Raw genomic sequence first — 12,829 nt, 5'->3', positions numbered from 1 at the left:
CATCATTCAATTTTAAGTGAAGGGAACCACAAGTGTATCACAAGCCAACACACCTATTGCAGCAAAATCTAGTTTTGATTAAACCGAGATGCTGTGCACTTTTTTGTAAAAATTATGTATACTAATAGCCTCTACTTCTAAGTAAACAGTTGACGGAGTTGGATTGAAAACCGCATTACTATGTTTAATTATGATGATTTCAACGGCGACTCAAGCAGCCACAGATACGCCAAAAGTTATGCATTTCAATCAACCGCCAAAGACCCCGCAAGCACTCTATGTAATTGAACTTATGGGAATGGTTTATCAATCTCTCGACATAGAGCTACGCCTTGAAGAATTTAATCACAAAGGCTCTCTAATTGCAGCTAATGCAGGAAACTTAGATGGACAGTTAGCTCGAGTTGCGAGCGTGGAAAAGGAGTATCCAAACTTGCGTCGTGTTGATTACCCGTTATTTCAGTTTAACTTGCAGCTATTCACCCTTTGTGGCGATTGTAAACTTAGGGAGCTTCAATCCTTAACGGTTCGCAGCGGCTATCCTGTAGCGACCACATATTTGGCTGAGCACCAAATCCAAGCTTATGTTATCGGGGTGAAAAGCGCGGTCGCACAACTCAATTTAGTCATGCAGAAGCAAGTTGAAGGAGCACTTATTCTCGACTTTCACTTGAAACCACATTTAAAAAATATCAATGAAGAAACCCTACAAATAAAAAATTTAGCCGTCGTTGAGAGCTTTCACTTCGTGCATAAGCGCAATGAACACTTAATTCCACTGATTAAAGCAAAATTAGAGGAGTTTGAACGCGAAGGGGTGATACAAATGCTCAAAGCTAAATATCAAATTTAAAGTTTTCTCCTGTTTGCTCATCTGCTTGCTCCGTTTTTGATTTACGTTGCAAGTACCTTTTATATCGTTGCTGACACAGCGCAATAACTTTACGTTTTTGCTCGTTATTAAGATTATTCCACTCAAAGCGCTCTTCGCGACTGCGATAGCAACCTTTACAATAACCGCGATTATTTACCTGACAGATCCCCTTACACGGACTTGGGATCTCAAATATCTCAATTTGTTCCATGTACACTCAACACTTTTTCCCCTTTTCTAAGCATACTGTTTAGTAACTAGTCTGCCAAGGTTATAAAGAGCGAGTTACAATCTAGGGTCCCAAAAACAAAAAAACCCAGCACAAGGCTGGGTTTTTGAAAGCTCAGAAAAACTTACTTTTTCTTCACTGCTTTTTTGTTTGGAAGGTCAGTGATTGAACCTTCAAAGATTTCAGCAGCTAGACCGATTGACTCGTTCAGCGTTGGGTGAGCGTGGATAGTAAGCGCTAGGTCTTCACCGTCAGCACCCATCTCTACTGCTAGACCGATTTCACCAAGCATTTCACCTGCATTGATACCAACCATAGCACCACCGATCACACGACCTGACTCTTTATCAAAGATAAGCTTAGTAGAACCTTCAGTACGTGCAGACGCGATTGCACGACCAGAAGCAGCCCACGGGAATACCGCAGTTTCAATGCTTAGACCTTGCTCTTTTGCTTCTTTCTCAGTCACACCAACCCAAGCGATTTCTGGATCTGTGTATGCAATTGAAGGAATACACTTAGGATCGAAGTAATGCTTCTTACCAGAGATAACTTCAGCAGCAACGTGACCTTCATGAACCGCTTTGTGTGCAAGCATAGGTTGACCTACGATGTCACCGATAGCGAAGATGTGATCAACGTTGGTTTTCATTTGCTTGTCAGTGCTGATAAAGCCACGCTCATCAACATTTACGCCCGCTTTGTCAGCGTCGATTAGCTTACCATTTGGTGTACGACCAACAGCAACTAGTACTTTGTCATAACGAACTTGGCCTTCAGGTGCTTGCTTGCCTTCGAAAGATACGTAGATACCGTCTTCTTTCGCTTCAACAGCAACAACTTTAGTAGAAAGCATCACGTTAAACTTGTCTTTAACGTACTTTTGGTAAATCTTGATAACGTCTTTGTCAGCCGCTGGTACTAGTTGATCAGCAAACTCAACTACGTCAATCGCTGAACCTAGTGAACGGTAAACAGTCCCCATCTCAAGACCAATGATACCACCACCTAGTACAAGTAGCTTTTCAGGCACGTCTTTAAGCTCAAGTGCACCTGTAGAGTCGATGATACGCTCGTCTTCAGGAATGAAAGGTAGGCTTACAGGCTGAGAACCCGCTGCAATGATTGCGTTATCAAAGGTCACTGTTTTTGCACCGTCAGCACCTTCAACAGCGATAGTGTTAGAACCTGTGAACTTACCGTAGCCGTTAACTACAGTTACTTTACGCATCTTAGCCATTCCACCAAGACCACCTGTAAGTTGACCGATCACAGACTCTTTCCATGAACGGATTTTGTCTAGGTCAATTTGTGGAGCACCGAAAGAAACACCGTGAGAAGCCATTTCTGCTGCATCGTCAATTACCTTTGCAACGTGAAGAAGGGCTTTTGAAGGGATACAACCAACGTTCAAGCACACACCACCTAGCGTGTCGCGAGATTCGATTAGTGTAACGTCTAAACCTAAGTCTGCTGCACGGAATGCTGCAGAGTAACCACCAGGACCACCGCCTAGTACAACAACTTGAGTTTTGATTTCGTTGCTCATGTTATTACCTTAACTGTTATTTGAACGGGTTTACTCGTCGAGAGTAGCCGACCCAAAGTGCCTGCCAAACACCCGATTCGGGGCACAGGGCAGAGAGAGTTATTATTGCTCGAAAGTGTATCATTCACACTCTCTATTGTCCCGCCTAATTATCAAGCGGAACAATAAAATACAAGAAAACCGCATTACCTAAGTCATGCGGTTTCTATTCTTACATTACTAGCTGGCGAATATCGCTTAAGTAGTTTGCAAGTGTCACAGTAAAGCGAGCTGCTAGTGCGCCGTCAATGACACGATGGTCGTATGAACAGCTTAGCGGCACCATTAGGCGCGGCTCAAACTCTTTACCATTCCATTTCGGTTTGAAGTCTGACTTAGAAACACCAAGAATCGCAACTTCAGGAGCATTAACGATTGGCGTAAACGCCGTACCGCCGATACCGCCTAGGCTTGAGATAGTGAAACAGCCGCCCTGCATATCAGCAGACGTCAGTTTACCGTCACGTGCTTTCTTAGAAATTTCCATCAACTCGCGTGATATCTCAATGATGCCTTTCTTGTTCACGTCGCGAACAACAGGAACCACTAGACCATTTGGTGTATCAACCGCGATACCGATGTGAACATATTTCTTCAAGATTAAGCTCTCACCATCTTCAGATAGTGAAGAGTTAAACGTTGGGAACTCTTCAAGTGCTTTTGCAGCCGCTTTCATCACGAATACTAATGGCGTGATCTTCACACCCATTTTCTTCTTCTCAGCTAGCACATTCTGTTCTTTACGGAACGCTTCAAGCTCAGTGATATCTGCTTCGTCAAACTGCGTAACATGTGGGATTTGTACCCAGTTACGATGAAGGTTTGCACCCGATAGCTTATTGATGCGAGAAAGTTTCTTCTCTTCTATTTCACCAAACTTGCTGAAGTCTACTTTTGGCCAAGGAATAAGACCAAGCTCACCGCCGCCAGTGTTGCCACCTTTTGCGATTTGACCAGACTCAACTTGCTTAACCAGCTCTTTCACGTAGTTTTGTACGTCTTCTTTTAGTACACGGTTCTTACGACCTGTACCTTTAACGCGAGCTAGGTTAACCCCAAACTCACGCGCTAAACGACGTACCACAGGTGATGCGTGGGCATACTGATCATTGGCCACAAAATCATCTTTTTGTGCAGAGGCTTTTGGTGCTTCAGATTTTGCCGCTGAAGCCGCAGGCTGAGCTGGTTTTTTTTCAGTTTTAGCCGCTGCCTGAGGTGCAGGTGCCGCGCCTTTCACTTCGAATACGAAGATTAAAGAACCCGTTGATACTTTGTCGCCGGCATTGACTTTGATCTCTTTAATCGTACCTGCAAACGGAGCTGGTACTTCCATTGAAGCCTTGTCGCCTTCAACCGTGATAAGCGATTGCTCTTCTTCAACGCTGTCGCCAACAGCAACCATGATTTCAGTAACTTCAACTTCGTCGCCACCGATATCTGGTACATGCACTTCTTTTTCAGCTGATGCAGCAGGTGCTTGCTCTTGAGCAGGCGCTTCTGCAGCTTCGGTAGTCGCAGGTGCATCACCGCTACCTGCCACTTCGAAGATGAAGATCAATGAACCGGTTGACACTTTGTCACCCGCGTTGATTTTCACTTCTTTGATAGTGCCTGCAAATGGTGCTGGTACTTCCATTGAAGCCTTGTCGCCTTCAACCGTGATAAGCGATTGCTCTTCTTCAACAACATCGCCCGCAGCTACTAAGATTTCAGTTACTTCAACTTCATCGCCACCAATATCTGGTACGTGAACTTCTTTCACTTCTGTCTTGCCAGAGGCGTTTGCTTCTGGCTTAGCTTCTTCTGCTGGTTGCTCTGCCGGTGCTTCTTCACCTGCCGCTTCAAAAACCATGATCAAAGAGCCAGTCGATACTTTATCGCCTTCCGCTATTTTGATTTCTTTAACTGTTCCCGCCACAGAGGCAGGTACTTCCATTGATGCTTTGTCGCCTTCAACAGTGATAAGCGATTGCTCTTCTGCAACCGTATCACCTACGCTTACTAGGATCTCGGTTACTTCAACCTCATCGGCACCAATATCTGGAACATGAATTTCGATTGCCATCACTCGTCCTCTTATGCGTAAAGTGGGTTAGTTTTGGTGGTGTCGATATCAAATTTCTTGATAGCGTCAGTCACTACTGATTTTTCAACTTTGCCTTGCTTAACTAGCTCGCCAAGTGCAGCAACTACCACGTAACCGGCATTCACTTCAAAGTGACGACGTAGGTTTTCACGGCTGTCTGAACGACCGTAGCCGTCTGTGCCAAGTACTTTGTAAGATGCGCTTGGCATAAATGCACGTACTTGATCAGCGTAGTTTTTCATGTAATCCGTAGCAGCAATTGCTGGCGCGTCACCAAGTACGCTGGTGATATAAGCCACTTTTTGCTCTGCTTCTGGGTTAAGCATGTTGAAACGCTCTGCATCTTGACCGTCACGAGCAAGCTCGTTAAATGACGTTACAGAGAATACGTCTGAACCGATACCGTAGTCGTCGCTTAGGATCTGCGCCGCTTTACGTACTTCGTTCAAGATAGTACCCGAGCCCATTAGCTGAACCTGTGCTTTGTCGCCTGTGTAGCTTTCAAGCTTGTAAATACCCTTACGAATACCTTCTTCAGCGCCTTCAGGCATTGCTGGCATATGGTAGTTTTCGTTCATGAGCGTTAGGTAGTAGAACACGTTCTCTTGCTCTGGACCGTACATACGACGGATACCATCTTGTAGAATAACCGCTACTTCAAATGCAAACGTTGGGTCGTAAGAAATACAGTTAGGCACTGTACCTGCTTGAATGTGTGAGTGACCATCTTCGTGCTGTAGACCTTCACCATTTAGCGTTGTACGACCGGCAGTTGCCCCTAATAGGAAGCCACGCGCTTGTTGGTCGCCCGCCATCCACGCCATATCACCTACACGTTGGAAACCAAACATTGAGTAGTAGATATAGAACGGGATCATTGGTAGGTCGTTCGTGCTGTATGACGTTGCCGCTGCAACCCATGAAGACATCGCGCCTAGCTCATTGATACCTTCTTGTAGTACCTGACCTGACGTTGCTTCTTTGTAGTAAGAAACGATATCGCGGTCTTCTGGGCTGTAGTTTTGGCCGTGCGGGTTGTAAATACCGATTTGACGGAATAAACCTTCCATACCAAAGGTACGTGCTTCATCAGCAATAATTGGAACAATGCTCTTGCCGATATTCTTGTCTTTTAACAAGATATTAAGCGCACGAACGTATGCCATTGTGGTTGAGATATCACGCTTTTGTTCTTCTAGAAGCGGTTTAAATGCATCTAGTTCAGGTAGCGTAAGCGTTTCTGTGAAGTTAGGTAAACGCTTAGGTGTATAACCGTGAAGCGCGTTACGGCGAGCATGTAGATATTCGTGCTCTTTTGACCCTTCTTCTAGCGTCAAGTAAGGTAGCTCTTGTAATTGCTCATCAGATACCAAGTCATCTAGGCCTAGACGTGAACGTAGGTGTGCTACGTGTGTCATGTCCATTTTCTTAACTTGGTGAGCAATGTTTTTGCCTTCAGCCGCAGCGCCCATGCCGTAACCTTTTACCGTTTTAGCTAGGATAACCGTTGGACGACCTTTGGTTTCTTGTGCCGCTTTAAATGCAGCAAATAGCTTAGATGGCTCATGACCACCGCGCTTCAACGCGAAGATTTCATCGTCAGTCATATCAGCAACAAGCGCTGCTGTTTCTGGGTAACGACCGAAGAAGTGTTCACGTACGAAGGCACCATCTTTTGCTTTGTAAGTTTGGTAATCACCGTCAACTGTTTCATTCATCAGTTGTAGCAATTTACCCGTAGTATCTTTGGCAAGTAGCTTATCCCAACCAGAACCCCAAACGACTTTGATCACGTTCCAACCCGCACCTTTAAATAGGCCTTCTAGTTCTTGGATGATCTTACCGTTACCCATTACTGGGCCGTCAAGACGCTGTAGGTTACAGTTGATTAGGTAGCATAGGTTGTCTAGCTTTTCACGGGCAGCGAAAGAAATCGCACCACGTGATTCTGGCTCGTCCATTTCACCATCACCAAGGAAGGCGTAAACGCGTTGCTCAGACGTATCTTTTAGACCACGGCCATCTAGGTATTTAAGAAAACGCGCTTGGTAGATAGACGCGATTGGACCTAGACCCATAGAAACCGTTGGGAACTGCCAGAATTCAGGCATTAACTTAGGGTGTGGGTATGAAGAAATACCGTTACCATCTACTTCCTGACGGAAGTTATCTAGCTGCTCAGCGCTTAGGCGGCCTTCAACAAATGCACGAGCATAAATGCCCGGAGAGATGTGGCCTTGGTAATACACTAAGTCACCACCGTCTTTCTCGTTTGGTGCACGGAAGAAGTGGTTGAAACACATTTCATAGAATGCAGCTGACGACTGGTAAGAGGCCATATGCCCGCCCAGCTCAAGATCTTTCTTCGAAGCACGAAGTACGATCATAATCGCATTCCAACGGATGATAGAGCGAATACGACGCTCAAGGTTCACATCCCCTGGATACGCAGGCTCTTGATCTGCTGGGATAGTGTTGACATAGTTAGTCGTAGTGCCTGTTGGCATATCTACGCCATCAAGACGCGCTTGCTCTAATACTTGCTCTAACAAGAACTGAGCGCGCTCTACGCCTTCTTCTTTTACGACCGACTCAAGCGCCTGTAACCATTCTTGGGTTTCTAGCGCGTCTACGTCAATTTTATTGACTTCAGACATATGGAGTGTTCCTTATGTTTAAAATACGAATTTATTCTATTTGTGCCAATTCTTACTGAATCAAGTCCGATTACTGCTGTTTTGTTCTACGCAGTGAACGTTCTATTCGCGAACGCTCTTTACCGGCTTCTAATAACGCTTCTTCGATAAAGGCTAAGTGGGCGTTACTAGCAAGTCTTGCTTGTTCAGGGTTACCATTGATCACCGCATCTAATAACAACTTTCTGTGCTCACCGAGCTGCTCACTCACGTCTGATTTTTGCACCAAGACCGTTAAGTTTTGCAACACGTTTTGCTCAAGCAATGACTGCATCCCTTTTACAAGATGAAGCAGGACGACGTTATGTGACGCTTCTGCAACGGCAAAGTGAAAAGCATTAATTGCCCTTGCCTTTTGCATCAAGTCATCACCTATCTCTGCAATACTGTCAAAGCTTTGTTGTACCTTTGCAAAGTCATTCTCTGTGCCCCTGAGTGCCGCGTAGTAGGCGGCGATGCCTTCTAATGCATGACGAAACTCAAGTAAATCAAACTGAGATTCTGGATGCTTACTGATCAAGTCAAATAACGGATCAGTCAGCCCTTCTTCCAGCTGATTTTTAACATACGTGCCACCACCTTGACGACGGGTAACAAGCCCCTTAGCTTCCAATTTCTGGATAGCCTCACGAAGTGATGGACGCGACACTTCAAACTGCTTAGCTAGTTCACGCTCAGGCGGCAACTTTGCACCGGGTAATAACGAGCCCTCGAGGATCATATTCTCAAGCTGTTCTAGTATTACGTCGGATAATTTTGCTGCTTTAATCTTTAAAGACATTGAAATAACGCCAATTTTTTATGATGTGACCTAGCCAGACCGCTGACTTATTTTAATCAATTTGGTAAGAATTAACTTCATAGGTAAATTGGTCATACCAAATTTGCACAATACGTTATCAAAATCCATGACAACTGTCAAAATTCAGCCCAATTCAATAATTAGCTGAGTGTAAAAACAACAGTTGGCGTGCATAAACTTTAACCAAGAATCGGGAAAATTTAAAAGGTGATTTAAATGGTCAGACCAGATAGGCATATACCATTTAACGTAAAATCAAGCTGCCGGAAGGCGGTTTGGATAAGGCAAGTCTTAATCTAAAGCAGCCAATGACGATTCAAGATAGTCTTTACGATTGTTGGCTGCAAAGCATGCTCTAAAATCCCACTGAATACACTATTAGGCTTTATGTGTAATAACATTCTTTATGCTTTATATACCGTCAAAATAGCCAACAGGCTATGAAAAACATTAAAAACAAATTTAGATTCTAACTTATGAATGATTTCGCAACGGATCAGGACATTATTTGGTTTTAGCAAAACCAAAAAGCAATCAATCAGTAAACACACGAGAGCAGCGAGCACGATACTGAGCAACATAGTCTTCATCCGCCCATAGTTTTTTAAGCCCTTCGTTATACAACTCGACATATTCACTATGATGCTTATTGATAAGCAAATAGCCTTTTTGGATAAAAGCAGGGATCGCTTGCGCCACTAATAACTCCGCTTCTTCCGCAGGCAGTTCCTGCTGATAGGACTTCGCCGATTTTTCGTCCATAATCATAATATCTGCACGGTTTCGTAGGATCAGTGCCACATTTTTACTGGTATACGTGGCATATGAAGTTTTGATTTCAAGCGTCTCTATCGCCTCTAGCAGAGAAGGCGGATAAGTTAACCCTTGATTGAGCAACAATCTAAATGGCTTGAGATCTGCGTAACTCGTATAGGTAAACGCTAAATCTCGATGATGATAAAAGCGTGCTGTTTCTTCAGTGAGTGGGTATTGAGTGTAAATATAGTCTTTGCTCCTTTGCTCGCTGTAATACCAATAAGCACTACCAATGTAAGCCGCCTTCATTCCCTCTTGATAGGCGCGTTCCCAAGGCATAAATAAAAATCGGACTTTGATATCAGAGAGCGCAAAGACATCTCGGATCACAGCAGCCACACAGCCTTGATCTTGTTTCGCTTGATCTAAGTACGGCGGCCATTGCCCCGTCGTAATATTCACCTGAGTATCAAGCGCGCTCGCACTCCCGCTCACACAACACAGTAAAATCAACGGCCAAACTACTTTCATCTGTATGCTCTGTTATTTTTTCAAAAAGTATAGGCAACGAATTAGATTATGGGTACATTGTTGTAGAAAAAAGAATGGCAAATCATGCAAACGATACGCTATGACACACTAAAGTAGATGTTATTTAATGCCATGGAAATAAGTCGATAATCAAATTACCGATTGCCAAGTTTACCGATAATCGAGTATAACCAGAGTCTCTGGGCATGTATTACACAAGGATATCACTTTGGTTTGGCGGGTCTTTGTCCTACTACTTATCATCACGCTGATATTGTTTGCGCTTTATTTTATCTACCCAAGTGCAGCAGCAAACTCGATGAGGTCTATCAAACCTTTATTGACTGAATTAGGCATACAGCTAGACACCCATACCGAAAAACGTTTAAGTCAGCCAGACACCACTCCTCACCTAACGGTTGCACCACCAAAAGTAACAAGACAGCAGCTACCTGAAATACCAGAAAAAACCTTTTATAACCTAAACGGGCACAGTGATCTTGTTAATATGTTCAGCGGTATCTCAACACCTACCTGCGGGGTACTAAAGCGCGAAGTATTTTCCTTGCAAACGCAATTCAACCACATTGAAAATTTTAAACTCAATCTAACGGGTGAACCCGTGAGCCCTTATGTTGAGTATCAGGCGCAGCAAGCCCTCAACGTGGTGTATATGATGTTTAAGCACTTTTTTAACCAGTTAGCGCATAAAAAAGCCTTATCTCCCATCCAGTTGAACATGCATATTGCCGCCAATGACGCTGACTACAATGAGCTAATCCTCTCTCGCGATGCCGAGCCCGCTGGCACCTTGGGCATGTACTTCTTGTTTCAAAACCAAGGCTTTATCAATGGCGGTCGCACTGAAGAAGAAACGCTAAGAACGCTCATTCACGAGTCCGTGCACGCCCTCGTTTTTTACTATTTCGGCGTAACCCCTCGATGGGTAACGGAAGGCTTAGCCGAGTATTTTGAGCACCTAAGAATTACCGAAACAGGTCAATTTTCAGTTTACCTCTCTGACGAAGATTGGTTAACGAAAGAAGGGATTTTGAAATCGCGCTTTGCCAAGCTTGATATTAACACCCTATTCAATAGCGAAAATCAGTGGCAAACCATGCAAAGTACCACCTTATATGCCAATAGTTATCTGTTTACGGGATTTATGGTCGAGCACAACAGCAACGCTTTTTTCGAGTATTTACGACAAGAAAGCAGCAATCCGTGCAATATTGTACCTGCACAAAACATCGAGCTAATCTTTCGTAATTTTAATGAAAATGTCGAATCACAATTTGAGGGATGGCGTAACACACCTCGCCAAATTCAACGTGGTACATGGCAATAACTCTTCCTGTGAGAGTAAGCACGGATTATTTTAGCAATTACGCTGTGTCGAGGCTTATAAGAAACCAACAACCTAGTATGTCTCCCAATTCACAGCCTCCTAATTCACGATGCAAATAACTTTGTGGGAGGCGGTCCACCCGCCGAGAAGTGTGCTTTTCGGGTAGTCGTAGCCCATGGATGGGCGTCGAAACCAGTCAGGAGGACGGGCTGACTTTACGGTAAATTCCGAGCTACCAGCCGTTAGCAACATAAACCTCCATGTTTAATATCAAAGCGCATCCATGCGCTCCTCGTTCATTCTTTTTAAACGACGAAAAAGAACGAACCAAGAAAACGTCGCCCCAGCATCACACTTAATCCTCAAATCCTAAGCCGATATAGTGCAACCGTCTTGTAAGGCACGTCCATGATGCCAGACAAGACTTAGCCGACATCCTATCGGCACATTGCATATCGGCTTATGCTTTTCGGGTGTGATGGAGGGGGAATAAAGTTGCTTGTGGAATTTCCACTTTCTCAGTAGCAATAAAGTAGTTTATAAGCTCAAAAGCGGCTCCAGCCTCACAGTGTAAATAGCGTTGTGGGAGGCGCTTTACCCGCCGAGAAGTTATGCTTTTCGGGTAGTCGCAGCCCATGAATGGGCGTCGAAAACTGTCAGGAGGACGGGCTGACTTTACGATAAATTTCGAGCTATCAGCCGTTAGCAAAATAAACCTCCATGTTTAATATCAAAGCCCATCCATGCGCTCCTCGTTCATTTTTTTAAAACGACAAAAAAGAACGAACCAAGAAAACGTCGCCCCGGCATCACACTTAATCCTCAAATCCTAAGCCGATATAGTGCAACCGTCTTGTAAGGGTGAGGTTGCCAAAGCCACTGCCTTTTACTGTGATATTACCTTGGCTTTGAATGAGTTGACTTCCCGCCGGGGCGGTGATGGTAAGGTTGTTGTCTGCCTTGAGCTTTATATCACTTTGGATAACACTGCGATGGCTGCGACCCGCCTTAAGGGTGATATTTTGTGTGGCACTTACGTCAATTTGATTGGCGATGAGTTCAAAGTTAATCATCATCGCATTTTCAATTAATAAGTAAGTGTTTTTAGTGGTAAGGAGTTAAGTGGTTTTTATTTGCTACTTTAATAACAGGAGCATTTATTATGAATAAGCCTTAGCTATAAGCCCTTGTTGGTCTAGTATTTCTTTCTGACCAAATGATGCTAATACACTTAGATGGGCGAAAATATTTACTTTACTGACATTGTCAATGGTAGGCTGCCCACCAAGAAAAAAAGCGGGTTCAAAAGCATACATTTCGTTATATTTTAATTGAGATAATCGAAGTTTACATTTCTCAAAAAGTAAGCCTCCACTCGTATCATCTATATCCAGCGATGTTGGCCTTTTTGCACTAAAGAAAAACTGTATGGCATCGTTTTCTTCTCCAACTGCTATGTCTTCGGCATTACCTTCTTTCTCTATAATCCAACCGTGAGATGGGTCGATTAGATATTTATGTCCAAATTTCTCTCCCCATAAGAATAGCTCACCAAATGCACTGCGAGCAATTACATAATATGTGTCTTGCTCGACGATAACTGTATCTCCAAGCCATGCATCTAAGGTATCATCATAATCATCGGGATTAGTTAACCAAAAAAGCCCTTCCCCGAAACCAGAAAACCCGTATTCACTCCAATATTCTAATAATCTAGTAGGCAGTTTACCTTCAAACTTTTTTATTATTTCTGCTGGGGCTTGATGTTTTTCAGTAGGCTCTTCAAATTTTTCAAGAAACCACTCGAAATCTTCATCTATTTCAAATTGTTTGGTCATTATTCTAACCTCCTTACTTACACCGTTCTAATTCTATATTCACTTGGGTGGTAGGGCCCATTGTTCTCAACGCAAACCTTG

Annotated in this window: 10 protein-coding genes; 2 read left to right on the top strand and 8 right to left on the bottom strand. The window is 43.8% G+C overall.

Features of this window, described 5'->3' with window-relative positions; all coding sequences use genetic code 11:
• Nucleotides 1–163 precede the first annotated feature (163 nt).
• Complete coding sequence (locus tag ABMY45_RS16930) at nt 164–853, top strand: hypothetical protein (protein ID WP_174170857.1); 690 nt, start codon at nt 164–166, stop codon at nt 851–853.
• Here ABMY45_RS16930 and ABMY45_RS16925 read toward each other — a convergent pair.
• The 6 genes from ABMY45_RS16925 to ABMY45_RS16900 form a co-directional block, all read right to left on the bottom strand.
• On the bottom strand, nt 837–1,085 hold the full coding sequence (locus tag ABMY45_RS16925) for a DUF1289 domain-containing protein (RefSeq protein ID WP_010607388.1): 249 nt from the start codon (nt 1,083–1,085) through the stop codon (nt 837–839). The genes ABMY45_RS16930 and ABMY45_RS16925 overlap by 17 nt on opposite strands.
• Nucleotides 1,086–1,227: 142 nt before the next feature.
• Nucleotides 1,228–2,652 carry a dihydrolipoyl dehydrogenase gene (gene lpdA / locus ABMY45_RS16920; protein ID WP_010607389.1) on the bottom strand — a complete coding sequence of 475 codons (1,425 nt, stop codon included), beginning with the start codon at nt 2,650–2,652 and terminating at the stop codon, nt 1,228–1,230.
• Between the two features lie 211 nt (nt 2,653–2,863).
• Entirely contained in the window at nt 2,864–4,756 is a 1,893-nt protein-coding gene (aceF, locus tag ABMY45_RS16915) for a pyruvate dehydrogenase complex dihydrolipoyllysine-residue acetyltransferase (RefSeq protein ID WP_349289221.1), read from the bottom strand.
• An 11-nt stretch (nt 4,757–4,767) separates the two neighbouring features.
• Nucleotides 4,768–7,434 (bottom strand): pyruvate dehydrogenase (acetyl-transferring), homodimeric type, encoded by a 2,667-nt coding sequence (aceE, locus tag ABMY45_RS16910; RefSeq protein ID WP_206471282.1) that lies wholly within the window; start codon nt 7,432–7,434, stop codon nt 4,768–4,770.
• A 70-nt stretch (nt 7,435–7,504) separates the two neighbouring features.
• Nucleotides 7,505–8,254: a pyruvate dehydrogenase complex transcriptional repressor PdhR gene (gene pdhR, locus ABMY45_RS16905; RefSeq protein ID WP_010607393.1), complete on the bottom strand. Its 750-nt coding sequence runs from the start codon at nt 8,252–8,254 to the stop codon at nt 7,505–7,507.
• A 555-nt stretch (nt 8,255–8,809) separates the two neighbouring features.
• Nucleotides 8,810–9,562 carry a transporter substrate-binding domain-containing protein gene (locus ABMY45_RS16900; protein ID WP_102056231.1) on the bottom strand — a complete coding sequence of 251 codons (753 nt, stop codon included), beginning with the start codon at nt 9,560–9,562 and terminating at the stop codon, nt 8,810–8,812.
• A gap of 229 nt (nt 9,563–9,791) precedes the next feature.
• On the opposite strand from ABMY45_RS16900, the gene ABMY45_RS16895 reads away from it, so the two are divergent.
• Nucleotides 9,792–10,910 (top strand): DUF1570 domain-containing protein, encoded by a 1,119-nt coding sequence (locus ABMY45_RS16895; RefSeq protein WP_102056230.1) that lies wholly within the window; start codon nt 9,792–9,794, stop codon nt 10,908–10,910.
• 815 nt (nt 10,911–11,725) lie between these two features.
• On the opposite strand, the gene ABMY45_RS16890 is transcribed toward ABMY45_RS16895, so the two are convergent.
• On the bottom strand, nt 11,726–11,986 hold the full coding sequence (locus ABMY45_RS16890) for a hypothetical protein (protein ID WP_102056229.1): 261 nt from the start codon (nt 11,984–11,986) through the stop codon (nt 11,726–11,728).
• Nucleotides 11,987–12,070: 84 nt separating this feature from the next.
• Nucleotides 12,071–12,748: a GAD-like domain-containing protein gene (locus tag ABMY45_RS16885; protein WP_102056228.1), complete on the bottom strand. Its 678-nt coding sequence runs from the start codon at nt 12,746–12,748 to the stop codon at nt 12,071–12,073.
• Nucleotides 12,749–12,829: the final 81 nt, after the last annotated feature.

This window comes from Pseudoalteromonas sp. XMcav11-Q (assembly GCF_040104525.1).
GTDB lineage: Bacteria > Pseudomonadota > Gammaproteobacteria > Enterobacterales > Alteromonadaceae > Pseudoalteromonas.
This window is presented reverse-complemented; position numbering and strand designations above follow the sequence as displayed.